We start from the raw sequence: 15,899 nt of genomic DNA on the forward strand, positions 1-15,899 counted from the left end.
TCCTAGCCTCTCCCCCTAGCGGGGGAGAGGAACATGAAAGACGCGACGGGCAGCCTAAACGCCCGTCTTCGACGCCGGCACCGGAACCTCCTCGACGATCTCCTCTCCCAGGTCGGGAATGATCTCGTCGGGGATGATCGGCGCGGCGACGGCTTGCGCGGTGTGGCGGGTGTAGCGGCCGGTCACCAGCTCCCACGGCGCGCGGTGATAGAGCTTGATGTCGTGGAACGGGTCGGTGGCGATCTTGGTCGCCCACACCAGGCCGGTCTGCAGGTCCTTCAGCACGAAGAGCTGCAGGACGCGAAAGGCGATACCGGACAGGCCGACCACCAGCCACAGCTCGCCGACATGGGTCACGAACTCGAACCAGTCGGCGTGCGGCGTGAAGACCCCGAGCAAGGTCGGATCGGCGATCAGCAGTAGCGGAGAGGCTGCCCAGACCGCCAGCAGCACCAGCTTGCGCTTGATGTTGTAGCCGACCTTGATCTCTTCCTTGTACTCGTCGGTCGCCTGGTTGATCTGGTCGTAGCCGCGCGGCTCGAAGAACAGATGGCCGACCTGGCGCGTGGTCATGGCGACCAGCCAGCCGATCAGCGCCGCCATGGCGGGATCGGAGAACGCCACCACATAGGCGAACAGAAAGCTGGTCGCGCTGACGAAGTGGAGCGACTGGTTGATCTTGCTGTGGTGGTAGTAGCGATGGTCGTCCCAACGCTGCACCTTCAGCTCGTTGAAGAAACCACTCATGAGCGCTGTCCTTGTCGATGGAGGGGGAGTCGCAGCAAGTCGCGATCGCTGGCCGGGCAGGAGGGCAGCGACCGGCGCTGGGTCGGCGCAAGGCGTGAAGCTCGGTCCGTACCGGCGGGTGCTGGACCGATGGGAGGGGGCACTTTCAGCAGTCTTGTTGTTTCCGGTGACACAGCGAGACAAGCGGCGCGATCCGGCCGTCGGTCGGACGACCGTTGCACGCCAGTGACCTTGGTACCGCGTTCCAGTTACAGGACAGAGACGCCCCAGATCGCCGCGGCCAGCGCCGCCGTGGTTACGCCGGCGACAAGGGCCAGCGGGATCAGCGGATGGACGTTGTTCATCCGGCGGAAGAGGTTGCACAGGAAGCCGACGGCGCGCTCGGCCGGCGTGCGCGGGCTCTTGGAGTATTCCATCGCCGCTTTGACGACGTAGAACACCGCGGTGTTGGCGGCGAGTGCGGCGCGCCCGGCGACGGCGGCGTTGCGCGGCGTCACCAGGTAGTTGCACTTCAGCAGGATGCGCTGGCGGTCGGTCGGATTGTACTGGCCTTCGACCCAGTGCAGCTCGCGGTGAAAGTCGAGCAGGCCGAAATCGTAGGTCTCGAACGCCTTCTCGACGCGGCTGTCGTCGAACACGACCTTGTAGGTGGCGTCGGACTGCAGGTAGATCAGCGCCCGCACGACCACGCTCGACGCCAGGAAGCGCAGATTGCCGTCGTAGTGCTTGTCGAACAGCCCCTGGTCGCCGCCGCGATCCTTGTTGTAGTGCGAGATGTAGAGCTCGTCGGTGTGCTTCATCGGCGCGATGACGCTGCCCGGCGCGACGCGGGCCGCGATCAGCGAGCGGATGAGCGTGCTGTCGCGCAGCCGGTCGATCTCGGCGATCGCGGGCTCGGGCAGCGTGCTGACATAGACATGCTTGGACGGCCGCTCGGCCAGATCGGCGCGATAGCGCTGCTCGACCCAGCGTGTCAGCTTGTCGATCGCGGCCCGGTCGGCGAGGTCGTCGAATCGGCCGATGGTCGCGGGAAAGCGCCGCGCGGCATGGATTTGTGGCCGTGCCGCAGCGCTTCCACCGGCCTCGTTCAGCATGCTGCTCATGACGTTCTCCTTGCGGTTTGTTTCGCCGTGGGGGTCGGCGGCGCATAGCATCGGTACAGAGTCCAGGTGCAGGTGAGGACGGCCAGGCCCGCCAGCGCGATCGGCACCGTCAAGGTCCTGTGGGATCCGATGGCAGCCAAGACCGCGGCGAACAGGGCGCCGGCGAAGACCAGGGCGCCGCCGATCCGGACGGCGCGTCGATGCGCGCCGGTCAGCTCCATGGCGAGCAGTCCGATATTCAGGGTGACATGCAGGCCGGCGAGCGGCCACCACTGCTCGCGGAATGCCGGATTGATCAGAGTGCCGCCGAAGGCCGCTACGTTGCCCACGATCATGGGATGGCCGATCAGCGAATAGGGAAAGGCGGTGATCCGGCGCGGCGGCAGGCCGGCGACCTCGTGACCGTAGTAGGTCCGGTCGACTCCGAGGACCATCGCGGCCCGGACGTTCAGCAGGATGCCGCCGGCGATGACGACCAGGGAGACGAGGTCGATTGGCGCCGCGAGATAGACCGCCGCCAGGACGGCGACCGACACGGCCTTCATCGCCACGGCATCGCGCTTGAAGACCTCGAACGGGATCGCGCCAAAGGCGAAGGCGAGCCAGTAGAGATAGTAGTGCCAGAAGCTCAGCAAATAGACCGCAAGCGGCGGGCTGCGCTCGAGGGCAGCGCCAAGCAGGACCGACAGGACGAGCAGGACGCACGACAGCGTCGACGCATTGCGCCGGACGGCCTCGCGCAACGACCAGGAAGCAGACACGTCACGGAACGATAACGCCCCATTGTGTCAGGGCCGTTACCCGCCCCCGTTCCGCTGTGGAACCTCCCTGCCCAGGCGGACGTTGCGTCGTACACGTGAGGAACTTGGCATGTCTACACTCCTGATTATCGTTCTCATCATCCTGCTGCTGGGCGGTGGCGGCGGTTACTACGGTTACCGCAGCTACGGTGGCGCCGGTTTGGGCGGTGCGCTGGGGCTCGTCCTCGTCGTGCTGCTGGTCGTCTGGCTGGCTGGCGGCTTCCCTCTCCGCGCCTGAGGCGCAGTCGCGACGCGAAGCGGGGCGGTGGTGCGGGCCGAGCTTGTTAGGGCCCGACGCCGGACCTATGGTCGAACAAGAAACCGAGGGGTTCGTCATGACTGCTGCGATCGGGCGTCGGAGTGTTCTCGCTGCCTCTCTCCTCGTGCCGGTGGCGCACATCCCGCCGGCGTTCGCCGTCGATGCGCTGCCGGACGCGCGCTTCGTCGGCTTCGCCCAGGCCGTGAACGACTTCGATCTCGCCTCCGGCCAGATGGCCCTGCAGCGCTCGGCCAACGAGAACATCCGCGGCTACGCGACGCGCATCATCGCCGATGCCAACTACGACGCCAGCGCCTTGCAGAAGTCGCGCTCCGAGGCCGGCGTGTCATGGGCGCCGGACGGCAGCATGGGCCCCAGGACCCAGAACCTCCTGGGCCAGCTCAACACGCTGCAGGGACCGGCGTTCGACACGGCCTTCGCCCAGGGCCAGCTTGCGGTGCAGACCGATTGCGAGGCGCAGTACGGCGCCTATTCGCAGAACGGCAAGAGCGGCCCGCTCAAGCGCTTTGCGCAGGTCGCCCTGCCGAAGGCGCAAGGGCGGCTGGAGCTGGTGCGTCGGCTGGCCGGCGGGCGCTGAAGATCCCGCCATGCCGGGGCGTTGACGGGCGTCGACGCAAGAGCGCGTAACTGCGCGTCGAACAGCCCGCTGCTTTGTATCAGATGTGTTACCCGGCGGCAGGGTTGGCGATGATCCGTGCGCATCACCGGACCCCATTTCACCTTTCGATCCGGGCAATTGGCGGCATCAGGCTGGGGCGCGCTGTCGATCCTCGCGAAGATTGCAAGGAGTTGAATTTGGATTCACGGTGACGCAATTTCTATGGGGCAACAGTAGGAATTGAAAAGAGTCAAAGGGGATGAGCGGCTCGAAAGGTTGGAGGGCCAGTAGGCACTAGCCGGCCGGGCCGCCCGCGAGAGTTGGGGCTTGCATCAGTCATCGGAGCTTGCGGCTGTGCTGTCAGCCGGCCGATTCGCGTCCGTCGGTGTCGCGGTGTCCCCGCGCTCCCTGAACGTGCCCGATCCCAGGACCTCGTTCTTCACGCTGTCGAGGCGCGCGTGCCGGCGCACGACATCGACCAGACCGCACAGGCACTCAAAGGCCGCTGACCAATGACCACTACCGTCACCTTTTCGTTGGCCACCTTTCTCTCGGGCAAGGCTGCCTCGGCCGACGTCAACATCTATGCCTATGCCTTCGACCAGAGCGGAAACCTCCAGGGCACTCCCCTGCAGATCGCCAGCGGCGGCACGGTCGTATCGTCGCCGAATTTCAGCTTCGACAGTTTCGACAGCGGCAACATCGTCATCGTCACCCAGCAGGCCGGCGGGACGGCTTTGCCGACGTCGCCGACGTTCGGCACGCTCGCCAATATCGGGAACGCGCAGGCCGGCAACTATCGCTACGACATCGTCGAACTGTCGTTGTCGGGCAGCAGCACCGACCAGGGCGACCTGACGGACATCGTCCAGTTCGGTGCGCCGATCTCGATGACGGTGGAGTACACCGGCGCCCCCGACCAGACGCGGGGCTATGGCGTAACGGGGCAGGCGGTGGTCAATGCCCTGAACGCGATTTCCCCCATCGCCTCGGCCAACCTGCCCTACACGCAATGGATAGGTACCACGCCGTTCAACGATCAGCGCGAGACGCTGACCGTGGCGACCAATCTCGCCACGGGCATGCAGCCGACCGGCAGCTCCAGCGACTGGAACACCTACGTCAATAGTATCCAGGACGGCACCCGCATTGCCTACTTCTATGCTGGCGCCACCAACGGTTCCGGTCAGTTCACCGTCGACCCGAGCTTCTTCTATTACACCGTCAAGCACGACGGCGGCTACATCACGCTAACACCGGTCGAGAACGAGGCGTTCAGCAGCTTCCTCACCCAGCAGGGCATTCCGTGGCAGGCGTCGCATGTCGTCATCCGTATGCCGGCCACCTCCGATGCCATTCCGGCTTACGGCAGCGGCAATGCCCTGACGCAGAACATCTACACCCAGACGGCCAGCACCCTGTTCGTCTTTCCCGACGAAAAGACGGCAGACGCGTTCCCGACGATGACGCCGTCGCAGCAGGCGCAATACGAGCAGACCGGCTTCAACCCGAACAACGCGTACGGCTTCCTCACTGAGATCCTCGTCACCGGTTTCGAGGCCGGCTTCTTCAACGGAAGCGGGCTGCCGATTCCCGATGCCATGGGCCTGACGTCCGGGGCGCCGCGGGTCGATCTCGACCAGATGTGGAACTGGTCAGGCCTCTATGCCTACGGCGCGGTCGGTGCGGCCAGTGGACCGCTTGCCAGCTTCGACTACCAGAACTCGGTCACGGCCCAGCACTACGACGTCCACACCCTGCCCATCTTCCAGAACACCAACGCCTACGGCTGGTCCTATTCCGACTTCCTCTCGACGTTCAAGGGCGCCGTGAACCCCCAGGTCTCCCTGTGGGATGCCAACGCCAATGGCGGAGCCGGCGCCCAGGTGAGCCAGATCAACATCAAGCTCTTCGATCTCGCCGATACCCCGGACGGCACCTACCAGGCGCCGACCCTGGACGATTATTTTCTCCAGCCGGTCAGCAGTCCGACGCTGGTCCAGTCCCAGAGCACCGGGCCGGTAGGGAACAACGGCTTCATCCTGAACATCGATGCCTCCTTCGGAATCCCGACATCGACGGGCGGGCCGACCTATACGCCGATCGGTCCCGCCAACGGGACGCCCATCCAGCTCAAGATCTTCGACCAGACGGGCACCTTCACCACCATCGACCTGCCGTCCAGCTATTCCAACTACTACACCATCGTGGGAAGCCCGGGCGCCTGGACGACGGCGCCCAATCCCAATGGCAGCGGCCAGCAGGGCAATTTCATCTTCTACAACCTGCCGGTCGCGTCGAACGGGACGGGCTGGTACCAGATCGTGCTGGGGTCGGGAGCGTCGGCCAAGACCTACAACATCTACACCCAGCAGACCGTCGCCGGGACCTTCGCCTTCACCGACGCCGCGGCCGACGGCGGGGCGATCGCGTCTCTCATATCGAGCGGCGCCGACGGAACCGCGCTGGACGAGGTCAAGATATCGCTGACCTCGGGCAGCACCGTCACCTACGATCCCAAGTACTGGCTCTCGGCGCAGTCGCCGCCGACGCCGAACCCCAATCCGCCGCAGACGCTCAGCGCACCCCTGGTCGGCGTGGGCGACGACGGCACTTTCATCGCCTTGAGCGCGCTCGGCCACATCACGCACGGCGACCTGGCGTTCAGCTACAATGCCGCTGGCCACAATGAGACCGCCGGCTTCAATTTCGCCAAGGTCCTGCTCAGCAGCACCGCCCATCCGTCGTGGATCATCGCGCCGGTGGTGGCGCAGTCGGACATCGACGGCCATTGGCTGACCAAGATGGGGGCGCAGTTCGGTGACGGCACCTACAGCGCCTTCATGCAGCAGTACAAGCCGTACGACCTGGACCTCGACAAGGCGGTCGGCGCGGCGACAGTGCCCGTCAGCTTCACCGTCGCGCTCGACAAGTTGCCGCTGTCGGCAACGCCCGACGGCCACGCGCTGCAGTTCACGCAGGGCTCCTCCAGCACCACGGGCAACTGGATCGAGCTCTCGGCCGTCTCCTCGACCCTGCTGAACGGCACGCTGATCGCCTACGCCACCGACAGCAGCGGCCACATGCTGATGCGCGACGGCTCCGGCTTCACCAATTCGCTCGAGGACGCAGCGCTCGGACGCATCGGGTCCGTCGCCAGCGACAGCGGCCAGCTGTTCTTCAGCGGCAAGCAGCAGCTCTACCTGACGGCGGGCGAGCAACTCCATTTCGCCGTCGTCGCCGCCGACGGCCGGGTGGACGTCAACCCGACAGTCAACGTGACCGGCACCGGCGGCAAGTTCAACGTGGCTGTCAGCGACGGCTTCGGCGCCATCAACCTCTCTGCGTCGGCCAACAACACGCTCGACTCCTCGACCATGCTGGCCGGCAGCCAGCGCGAGACCGACCATGCGTGGGTGTACCTGACCGACGGCAGTCAGCTGAAGGTCGACCTCGCCTGGAGTGGCGACTACGTCAACACGCTGCATTTCGTACGCCTCGACGTCGATCCGGCCGATCCCCGCCACTTGAGCCTGAACGGCGTCGACTATGGCAACACCGACGCCTTCCGCACGGCCGTGAAGAACGGTTGGGAATTCTCGACGACCCAGGGACATTCCACGGGCACGTCGTCGACGACGTGGACGGTGGAGGGCAAGGACGGCTTCTACGTGCCCGTCCTGGTCAGCGGCCGCGGCGACATCTGGATGGTCGAGAACACGCCGGCCGCCACGGCCAATGCCGACGGCCACCAGCACATCCGGAATTTCGGCGCCAACACCTTCGGCTTCGAGGACACGCACGCCAACGCCGGCGCCGACTTCGACTACAACGACATGGTGATGAAGCTCTCGATCCTCTGATCGGGGGCTTGGATGCGACGGCGCGTCCGCAAGCCATCTGCTTGCAATGCAAGCATTTGCGTTTTTGGCGCCTTATGGCACGCAAAAATTGTCTGACAGCGACCCGCGTGGAGCACTTCGGTTATTTTCCTTGCGTGTCATGGATACTTCAGTTATTATATGGCTCATGACATCGCCAGGCCGCCCGACCCTCTACAAACCTGAATACGCCGAGGAGGCACGCAGCCATTGCCTGCTGGGCGCCACCAATGCCGACCTTGCCGATGTGTTCGAGGTGGCGCCGCGCACCATCGATAACTGGATCGCCAAAATTCCGGAATTCGCCAAGGCGGTGCGCGAGGGGCGGGCGGTCGCCGATGCCCGCGTCGCTCGCAGCCTCTACGAGCGCGCGGTCGGCTACCAGCACACGGTCGAGCAGACCGTGCTCCATAGGGGCGAGGAACGAAAGCTCACCAACACGGTGCACTATCCACCAGACGTCGGAGCCTGCATCTTCTGGCTGCGCAACCGGCGGCGCGACTTATGGGGCAATCGGCGGCCAGCCAACGACTCGGCTTGGTCCGACGACGACATAGCGGCGCTCGACGCCGCGGGCGAGCGGGCGCGCCTTGAGGGCGATTGATCGATGGTCTTCCGCACATTCCCATCAGGCTCCTCTCCCCCTAGCGGGGGAGAGGAACATGAGGAGGTGTCTACCTCCCCTTCGCGGGTTCCGCATAGGGGAGGGACGCTGACTGCGACGTCGAACTCGTACTGGGAAGAGAAGGGCCTACCGGCCCTCGCGCCACCAGGCGCTGCCGATGGCCAGCAGGAACGCCATCGCCACCAGGATGCCGGGCAGCAGCGGGAGCTGGTTGATGCCGGCGACGGTGTAGCCCTCATTGCGGCGCAGACCGATCCAGTCGGAGCCGCCGGCGGCGCGGCCGGGGCGGACGGAGCGGATGTCGGGATCGTTTGTGTCGGCCAGCCACATGATCGAGCCGCCAGAGGCCTCGGTCAGCGGCTTCAGCTTGGCGTCGGTGGCGCGCACGTCGGAGAATTCCAGCGGGTCGGGATTGCCGACCGCGGCCACGGTCCTGAGGGTGCCGTCGTCGAAGCGGTAGAGGCCGGGCTTGTCGACGTCGATCACGCCCAGGCCCAGGCCAGGGCTGGTCTGGCGCAGCTCGATCACCTTGGTGCTGCCGTCGGGCGCGGTCATGGTGACCTGCGGGAAGGTGGCGGCGAGCGTGCGGCGCGTGACTTCGATGCGGCCGCCGACGGAGGTGGCGCGCAGCGCCTCCTCCTCGAGGTCGGGCTCCTTCATCAGCCAGTGGGCGACGCGGCGCACCAGCTCGGGCTGCGGTCCGCCGCCGTCGATGCCGCGGTTCCACAGCCACAGGTGATCGGACATCAGCTGGGCGACGCGGCCCTCGCCGACGCGGTCGAGGATGACCAGCGGCCGGTCGTCGGCGCCCGACAGCACGGCATTGCCGCGCTCGGTGCGCGAGGTGACCAAGCGGAACCAGCGGCCCCAGTCGGGCTCCTTACCGGGATCGCCTGCCTGCGGCAGGTTGGCGGAGACGGGATGGCGCTGGCCGATCTCGGTGACCTTGGGCTTGAACGGCGTCTCCAGCACGTCACCGAGCGGCGCCGCCGGCAGCACGGCGCCGAGCGGCGTGCGGTAGAGCGAGCGCTGGGTCGCGAACACCGGTCCGACCGAGACCAAGAGCGCGCCGCCGCCCTTCACGTATTCCGCGATGTTGCGGAAATACTCGCGGGTGATGAGGCTGCCCGATTCGTAGCGGTCGAAGATGATGAGGTCGAATTCCTTCAGCTTCTGCTCGAACAGCTCGCGCATCGGGAAGACGATCAGGCTGAGCTCGCGCACCGGCGTGAAGTCGTCCTTCTGCGGCGTACGCAGGATGGTGAAGTGGACGAGGTCGACGGCGGGGTCGCTCTTCAGCAGGTTTCGCCACGCCCGTTCGCCCTGGTAGGGCTCGCCCGAGACCAGCAGCACGCGCAGCCGATCGCGCACGCCGTTGATGGTGAACAGGCCGCGGTTGTTGTCGAGGGTGAGCTCGTTCTGGCCGGGCGCCACCTCGAGCTCGACGACGTTGGCGCCGGGATTGCCGACGGTGATCGGCAGCTCGACCGACTTGCCGACCGGCACGTCGATGCGCTTCACGATGTCGCCGTTCACCGACAGGGTCACCGGCGCGGTGCCGCCGGCGGGATCCTCGACCTTGAACTTGGCGGTGACCTCGCGGCCGACCACGCCGAAGCGCGGCGACTGCTCCATCACGATCAGCCGGTCGCGCTCGTTCTTCTTGCCGGCGATCAGGGCATGGACCGGCGCACCGCCGAGCTCGGGCGGCAGGTTCTTGGCCGATTCGATGGCCGGCACGTCGTGCACCTGGCCGTCGGTCAGCAGCACCACGCCCGCCAGCCGCTCCGGGGGCACCTCGACCAGCGCCGACCGCATGGTCTCGATCAGGCGCGTGCCGCCCGGCCGCTCACTGCCGAGCTGGATGTGCGAGGGCGGCAGCACGGCTTCGCGGACTTCGAGGCCTTCCTGCTGGCCGAGCTTGCGCTTCAGGGCTTCGCGCGCGGCCTGGACCTGGGTGCGGCGATCGCCGATCGCCATCGAATCGGAATCGTCGACCACGACCAAGGCCACGTCGGCGATCGGCTTGCGCTGCTCCTCGATCAGCGAGGGGTTGGCGAGCGCCAGCAGGACGACGGCGAGCGTGCCCAGCCGCCAGAACGTACCGCGCGCGCGGGCCGCGAGGCTGAGCGCGATCAACACCACGCCGATCGCGCCGAGACCGGCCAGGATCTCCCAGCTCAGCAACGGGTCGAAGGCGACGGAGACGGCGGAGGTCGGGTTCATCGCCTGAGCCTCTGCATGATGTCCTGCATGTGGACCATGTCGTCCTTGTAGTTGCCGGTCAGCGCATGCATCACCAGGTTCACGCCGACGCGGTACGACATCTCGCGCTGGGTCTCGCCGCCGGGAGACACCGGCATGACGCCGCGGCCGCGCTGGTCGGCCGCCCAGGCGCCGACATAGTCGTTGGAGCCGATGATCACGGTGGTGACGCCGTCATTGACGCGTCCGCCGCCCGCCTCGATCCAGAGCTTGCCGCCCGTCCAGCGGCCCGGCATGTCGGACAGGAGATAGAACGACTTGGTCAGCACATGCTCGGGCGGCATGGCGATCAGAGTCGGGATTTCGACGCCGTTGAGCAGGCGCTTCAGGTCGGGGTTGCCGCCGGCCGGGCGGTCGAAGCTGAGATGCTGGTCGCGCGTGTCGATGAACAGGATGCCGCCGGTGCGCAGGTAGCGGTCGAGGGCGGCCTGGGCGCGCGGCGACAGCGCCGGCTGCGTCGACGTGATCGCCCAGTAGATCAGCGGGTAGAGGCGCGGCTCGTCCTTCTCGAGATCGAGGGCGACCGGATCAGCCGGCTCGACCGAGGTGCGGTTGCGCAGGATCTCGCTGAGGCCTTCCAGGCCCTGCTTGGTGAGGTCGTCGACTTCCTTGTCGCCGGTGGTGATGTAGGCGAGGCGAATGTCGAGCGAGCCTTTCAGCGCCTGCTCCTCGCTGAGCGGCGGCGGGCCGGGCCGCTGGTCGGCGGCCTGGGCGTGGGGGGCCGGCAGGAAGACGGCGGCGGCCAGCAGCAACAGCAGCGCGGCAGGCGCCGCGCGCCCCGGTCCCTTGGCGAAGCGGAAGGCGCGGCCCATCAGCCCGCGCATCCACAGCGAGATGAAGATGTCGGCCAGCAGCAGGAGAAGTGCTGCCAGCAGGAACCACTTGGAGAGATCGGTCTCGCCGCCTTCGCTCAGGCGATCGGTCGAGACGCCGCCGGGCAGGGCCAGCGGCTTGGGCTCGCCGACGCGGCCGCCGATGTTGAAAGCGACTTGGGCGTTCTCGTCGCCATAGAGGCCGGGTGGCGTGGTCGGCCTGGGCTTGAACGTCTCGTTGGCGTCGGCCGGCAGGATCTGCGCGCCGGCGGGTGGGGCGCCCAGGCGGCCGAAGCCGTCGAGGGTGCGCCAGGGCTTCAGTGCCTTGTTGACGCCGTCGCCGGCGACGCCGCGCGACATGGTGACCAGCCGTTGCAGCATGTTCACGAACAGTCCGCTCAACGCCATGTTGCTCCAGCCGGTGTTGGCGGTGGTGTGGATCAGCACCAGGTAACCCTGGCCGCGCTTCTCGCCGGTGACCAGCGGCGTGCCGTCGGCCAGGCGCGCCCAGGTCTTGTCGGCGAGGTCGGGCGTCGGCTCGGCCAGCACCTGCTGGCTGATGCGCACGTCCTTGGGAATCGGGATGCCGAGGAAGGGGCTGTTGGCCGGGAACTCGCTGAGCGCACTGGGCTGGCCCCAGCTCATGACGCCGCCCAGCGCGCGGTCACCCAGGCGGAGCCGCGTCGGCACCAGCGGATCGTTGCCCGTGGCGAGGTTGGGGCCGGCAAAGCGCACGGCAATGCCGCCGCGCTCGATCCACTTGGCGATCTCCTCGCGATCGCTGGCCGAGGGGGCCGCGCCGTCGGGGATCAGCAGCACGGCGGTGTTGCGGTTCAGCACCGTCTCGCGATCGCCGATCGACAGGCTGACGTAGGGATCGAGCGCGCGCTCGAGGAAGTAGACCTCCTGCAGCAACGGCTGGCCGCTCGCGGTCGGCCGCTCGCCCAGGATCGAGACCGGCCGGCGGCGATGGCGTTCGTCGAGCAGCACGGCCGAGCCCGCGCCGCCCTGGGTCTCGATGTCGAGACGGGCCATGCGGTTGCGCAGCTCGGGCGGCGTCGGCAGGACGCCTTCGCCCTTGGTGGCGGTGGCGGCGAAGTCGAGATCGATGCGGGCGACGATGCGGCCGCCTTCGTCGGAGGCCTGGACGGCGATCTTGCGCGGGCCGTCGGCCGACGGACGCAGCGCCTGCACCTTGAGGTCGCGGCCTTCGGCGACCGGCGGCAGCAGCAGCAGCGGCGTCGCCGCCTGGTCGGGCAACAGGACCTGCAGGCCGTCGAACTTGCGCAGCCGCTCGGTGAGCTTGGGCGTGCCTTCGTCCTCGATGCCATCGCTCAGCCAGACGACATAGGCGCCAGGGTCGACCTGCATCTGGTCGATGGCGGTGACGGCGGCGGCGCGATCGGTCGGCCAGGGCTTGGGCCGGAAGGCGCGCAGGATGGTGCGCGCCTCGTCGGGCCGCATGGCGCCGCGCTTGGTCGTGGGCGCATCGATTGGTGGGGGCGCGGTGCCGGTCAGGATGACGGGACGCTGGGCGCGTTCGGCGCGCTGGATCAGGCGCTCGGCATGGGCGATGCGCGTGGTCCAGCCCGGGGCCGACGACCAGCCGTCGTCGATCACCAGCATCAGCGGGCCCTTGCCCGGCAGGTCGGCCTGCGGGTTCAAGAGCGGGCGGGCGACGGCCAGGATGAGCGCGGTGGCGAGCAACAGGCGCAACAGCAAGAGCCACCACGGCATCTTCATTGGCGTCTGCTCGGTCGGCTCCAGGCCGATCAGCAGCCGGATCGCCGGAAAGCGCACGAGCTTGGGCAGCGGCGGGATCATCCGCAGCAGCCAGTAGATCACCGGCAACACCAGCAGCAGGGCCAGCATGCCCGGTGCGGCGAAAGCGAAGGCGCCCAGACTCAACATGACACGCCTCTCAGCGTGTCATCCTGAGCGCAGCGAAGGATCTCATGCCGGTTGCGAGCGGCGATGAGGTCCTTCGCTGCGCTCAGGACGACATAATCTTTTTCGGGACGACTCATGTCGAAGTTCATCACGTCACGCCGCCGTCAGCCGACGCAGGTCGGCCATGGCGAGATAAAGGGACAGGAGCACGGTCTGCGGCGACTTGTCGGTGCGATGGAGATGCACCGTCCAGTCGGTCGAGCGCGTCAGCCGCTGCAGGCCTTCCTTCTGTGCCGCCAGCCGCGCGCCGTAGGCCTGGCGCACGCCCTCGACGCGGCGGATGGTGTGCTGGCCCTCGGCTTCGAGGCCCTCGAACTTCACGTGCCCGTCGAACGGCAGGTCTTCCTCGGCGGGATCGAGGACTTGCACCAGATGGCCGCGCACGCCGCCCGAGGCGTAGTGCCGGATCACCGCTTCGATATTGTCCAAGGGATCGAGCCAGTCGGAGACCAGCACGACCGTGCCGTGCGCCGGCAGCGGCAGCAGCGGCGGCAGGCTGGGCGGCGTCTTGCCGCTGCGCGCCTCGTCGAACAGCGTCTCGGCAACGCGGCGCACGGCGATGCGGCCCGACGTCGGGCGCATGCCCGAGCCCAGCACGGTCACGCGCTCGCCGGCGTCGGCCAGCAGGCTCGCCAGGGCCAGCGTTATCAGCTCGGCGCGCACGGCTTTGGTGTCGGTGTTGCGCAGCGAGGCGTACTGCATGGAAGGCGAGGCGTCGCGCCACAGCCAGACGCTGGCGGCGGCTTCCCACTCGGTCTCGCGCACGAACAGGTGCCGGCTGCGCGCGCTCTGGCGCCAGTCGATCTGGTTGGCGCTGTCGCCGTCGCGATAGGGCCGGTACTGCCAGAAGGCATCGCCTTGCCCGACGCGCCGGCGTCCATGCACGCCCTGGATCACGGTCGCGGCCACGCGATCGGCCGCCACCATGAGCGCCGGCAAGGTTCCTGCCAACTCAAGCGAGCGATGAAGGGTCGAGGGGGACGCCATCTACTGTTCGTGACCGTTCTGGTTCAGCGGAGCGCGGACCTCCAGGTCCGCATCATCATGAGCGGACCTGGAGGTCCGCGCTCCGGATGAAAATGCATACGCTAGGCCAACCTGGCGCACATCTGATTGATCACCGTCTCGACCGTAATGCCCTCGGCGCGGGCCGAGAAATTCACCGCCATGCGATGACGCAGGATGGGGCCGGCCAGCGCCACGACGTCGTCGACCGACGGCGCGAGGCGGCCCTGGATGATGGCGCGGGCGCGGGCCGCCAGCATGAAGGCCTGGCTGGCGCGCGGGCCGGGGCCCCACGCCACGCGCTGCTTCACCACGTCGAGGTCGCTCGATTCGGGGCGGCCGGCGCGCACCAATTTGACGATGGCGTCGACCACGCTCTCGCCGATCGGCAGACGGCGGACCAGCGCCTGGGCCGCCATCAGGTCGGTCGGCGTCAGCGTCGGGCTGGCGACGGCGGTGGTGGCGCCGGTGGTGCCGATCATGATCTGGCGCTCGGCGGCCTCGTCCGGGTAGCCGACGTCGATCTGCAGCAGGAAGCGGTCGAGCTGCGCCTCGGGCAGGGGATAAGTGCCTTCCTGCTCCAACGGGTTCTGGGTGGCGAGCACATGGAACGGCGCCGGCAGGTCGTAGCGCTTGCCGGCGACGGTGACGTGCTTCTCCTGCATGCTCTGCAGCAGTGCCGACTGGGTGCGGGGCGACGCGCGGTTGATTTCGTCGGCCATCAGCAGCTGGGCGAACACCGGTCCCTCGATGAAGCGGAAAGAGCGGCGGCCGGTGTCGCTTTCCTCGAGCACCTCGGAACCCAGGATGTCGGCCGGCATCAGGTCGGGGGTGAACTGGATGCGCTTGGCTTCCATGCCCAGCACCACGCCCAGGGTCTCGACCAGCTTGGTCTTGGCCAGGCCCGGGACGCCGATCAACAAAAGGTGGCCGCCCGAGAGCAACGCAACCAGGGTTTGATCGATGACATCCTGCTGTCCATAAATGACCTTGCCGATCGAGGCGCGCGCGGCCCGCAACTGGGTGCCCAGCCGCTCGATATCGGCCAGAGCGGCGAGAGCATCGGCGTCGGTCGCGGTCGAAGTGTCTGGGGCCACCGGGGCGCTCCTGTTGTCCGAGGGATTAAAGGTCAGGGAAGCCCAGAATTGAGGCCGGAACAAGGGCATGACAGTTGACGAAATTGTGCAGCGGGTGGGTGAACGCAGCAGGCTGCTGTCATCCGGTTTGCCCGTTCCGAAACCTCCTCTGGGCAGCGACTTTTCGCTGAACGGCGTGGTTCCCGCGCCGACCAGCTTTCGTCCGGCTGCAGTTCTCGTGCCACTCGTGCGTCGCGAGTCCGGAATAACAGTGTTGCTCACCCAGCGCACCGAGGACATGCCGAGCCACGCCGGCCAGATCGCCTTCCCGGGCGGCCGCAAGCAGGCGGAGGACGCCGATGCCAAGGCCACGGCGCTGCGTGAAACCGAGGAAGAAGTGGGAATATCGCGCACGTTCGTGGAGGTGGTGGGCGAGGTCGACCATTACCGGACGGGCACGGGCTACGAGATCGCCCCGGTGGTGGGCATTGTGACGCCAGGATTCACCATCCATGCAGACCCGCGCGAGGTCGCCGACGTCTTCGAGGTGCCGCTGGCGCATTTCCTCGATGCCCAGAACCATCGCATCGACAGCCGCGTCTGGCAGGGCCGCGAGCGGCGTTACTACGCCATGCCCTACGGCGATCGCTACATCTGGGGGGCGACGGCCGGTATGCTGAAGAATCTGCACTTCGTGCTGACGAACGGCGGGTAGTGCATGGCCCCGTTCCACGTCATGGTCTTCCGGACCGCGCGC

At 67.3% G+C, this 15,899-nt stretch carries 12 protein-coding genes; 5 read left to right on the plus strand and 7 right to left on the minus strand.

What is annotated here, in order from left to right; genetic code table 11:
• Positions 1-54: 54 nt before the first annotated feature.
• The 3 genes from RSO01_RS41885 to RSO01_RS41895 form a co-directional block, all read right to left on the minus strand.
• Positions 55-747, minus strand: coding sequence for a hypothetical protein (locus RSO01_RS41885; RefSeq protein WP_246159180.1), 693 nt, complete (start codon positions 745-747; stop codon positions 55-57).
• 248 nt (positions 748-995) lie between these two features.
• Entirely contained in the window at positions 996-1,850 is an 855-nt protein-coding gene (locus RSO01_RS41890) for a hypothetical protein (protein WP_147156557.1), read from the minus strand.
• Positions 1,847-2,611 (minus strand): methyltransferase, encoded by a 765-nt coding sequence (locus RSO01_RS41895; protein WP_147156558.1) that lies wholly within the window; start codon positions 2,609-2,611, stop codon positions 1,847-1,849. Before RSO01_RS41895 ends, RSO01_RS41890 begins: the two co-directional genes overlap by 4 nt.
• Positions 2,612-2,720: 109 nt before the next feature.
• Between RSO01_RS41895 and RSO01_RS41900 the strand changes: the two genes are divergently transcribed.
• The 4 genes from RSO01_RS41900 to RSO01_RS41915 all read left to right on the plus strand — a co-directional run bounded on the left by RSO01_RS41900 (position 2,721) and on the right by RSO01_RS41915 (position 8,013).
• On the plus strand, positions 2,721-2,888 hold the full coding sequence (locus RSO01_RS41900) for a DUF3309 family protein (RefSeq protein WP_147156559.1): 168 nt from the start codon (positions 2,721-2,723) through the stop codon (positions 2,886-2,888).
• A 97-nt stretch (positions 2,889-2,985) separates the two neighbouring features.
• The gene (locus tag RSO01_RS41905; protein WP_170303771.1) at positions 2,986-3,507 is read left to right on the plus strand and encodes a DUF4142 domain-containing protein; all 522 of its coding nucleotides are present in this window, start codon (positions 2,986-2,988) and stop codon (positions 3,505-3,507) included.
• Between the two features lie 533 nt (positions 3,508-4,040).
• Positions 4,041-7,391 (plus strand): hypothetical protein, encoded by a 3,351-nt coding sequence (locus RSO01_RS41910; protein ID WP_147156561.1) that lies wholly within the window; start codon positions 4,041-4,043, stop codon positions 7,389-7,391.
• Positions 7,392-7,557: 166 nt separating this feature from the next.
• On the plus strand, positions 7,558-8,013 hold the full coding sequence (locus tag RSO01_RS41915) for a hypothetical protein (RefSeq protein ID WP_147156562.1): 456 nt from the start codon (positions 7,558-7,560) through the stop codon (positions 8,011-8,013).
• A gap of 147 nt (positions 8,014-8,160) precedes the next feature.
• Here RSO01_RS41915 and RSO01_RS41920 read toward each other — a convergent pair whose 3' ends face one another.
• From RSO01_RS41920 to RSO01_RS41935, 4 genes are all read right to left on the minus strand, one after another.
• Positions 8,161-10,260, minus strand: a complete 2,100-nt coding sequence (locus RSO01_RS41920) for a hypothetical protein (RefSeq protein ID WP_147156563.1) — start codon at positions 10,258-10,260, stop codon at positions 8,161-8,163.
• A complete protein-coding gene (locus RSO01_RS41925) occupies positions 10,257-13,022 on the minus strand; it encodes a DUF4159 domain-containing protein (RefSeq protein WP_147156564.1) in 2,766 nt (921 codons plus the stop codon). The genes RSO01_RS41920 and RSO01_RS41925 overlap by 4 nt, the downstream gene beginning before the upstream one ends.
• Before the next feature lie 132 nt (positions 13,023-13,154).
• Positions 13,155-14,012, minus strand: coding sequence for a DUF58 domain-containing protein (locus RSO01_RS41930; protein WP_246159182.1), 858 nt, complete (start codon positions 14,010-14,012; stop codon positions 13,155-13,157).
• Positions 14,013-14,149: 137 nt separating this feature from the next.
• Complete coding sequence (locus RSO01_RS41935) at positions 14,150-15,232, minus strand: AAA family ATPase (RefSeq protein ID WP_147156566.1); 1,083 nt, start codon at positions 15,230-15,232, stop codon at positions 14,150-14,152.
• Here RSO01_RS41935 and RSO01_RS41940 point away from each other — a divergent pair.
• Positions 15,231-15,857: a CoA pyrophosphatase gene (locus RSO01_RS41940; protein WP_147156567.1), complete on the plus strand. Its 627-nt coding sequence runs from the start codon at positions 15,231-15,233 to the stop codon at positions 15,855-15,857. The genes RSO01_RS41935 and RSO01_RS41940 overlap by 2 nt on opposite strands.
• Positions 15,858-15,899 lie beyond the last annotated feature (42 nt).

Source organism: Reyranella soli, from assembly GCF_007992495.1.
In the GTDB taxonomy this organism is placed as follows: domain Bacteria; phylum Pseudomonadota; class Alphaproteobacteria; order Reyranellales; family Reyranellaceae; genus Reyranella; species Reyranella soli.

Bases quoted from the DNA above. Each gene is read 5' to 3' on its own strand.
- RSO01_RS41890 (WP_147156557.1), bottom strand. From the start codon at position 1,850: ATGAGCAGCATGCTGAACGAGGCCGGTGGAAGCGCTGCGGCACGGCCA.
- RSO01_RS41940 (WP_147156567.1), top strand. From the start codon at position 15,231: ATGACAGTTGACGAAATTGTGCAGCGGGTGGGTGAACGCAGCAGGCTG.
- RSO01_RS41925 (WP_147156564.1), bottom strand. From the start codon at position 13,022: ATGTTGAGTCTGGGCGCCTTCGCTTTCGCCGCACCGGGCATGCTGGCC.
- RSO01_RS41885 (WP_246159180.1), bottom strand. From the start codon at position 747: ATGAGTGGTTTCTTCAACGAGCTGAAGGTGCAGCGTTGGGACGACCAT.
- RSO01_RS41935 (WP_147156566.1), bottom strand. From the start codon at position 15,232: ATGCCCTTGTTCCGGCCTCAATTCTGGGCTTCCCTGACCTTTAATCCC.
- RSO01_RS41900 (WP_147156559.1), top strand. From the start codon at position 2,721: ATGTCTACACTCCTGATTATCGTTCTCATCATCCTGCTGCTGGGCGGT.
- RSO01_RS41915 (WP_147156562.1), top strand. From the start codon at position 7,558: ATGACATCGCCAGGCCGCCCGACCCTCTACAAACCTGAATACGCCGAG.
- RSO01_RS41905 (WP_170303771.1), top strand. From the start codon at position 2,986: ATGACTGCTGCGATCGGGCGTCGGAGTGTTCTCGCTGCCTCTCTCCTC.
- RSO01_RS41920 (WP_147156563.1), bottom strand. From the start codon at position 10,260: ATGAACCCGACCTCCGCCGTCTCCGTCGCCTTCGACCCGTTGCTGAGC.
- RSO01_RS41910 (WP_147156561.1), top strand. From the start codon at position 4,041: ATGACCACTACCGTCACCTTTTCGTTGGCCACCTTTCTCTCGGGCAAG.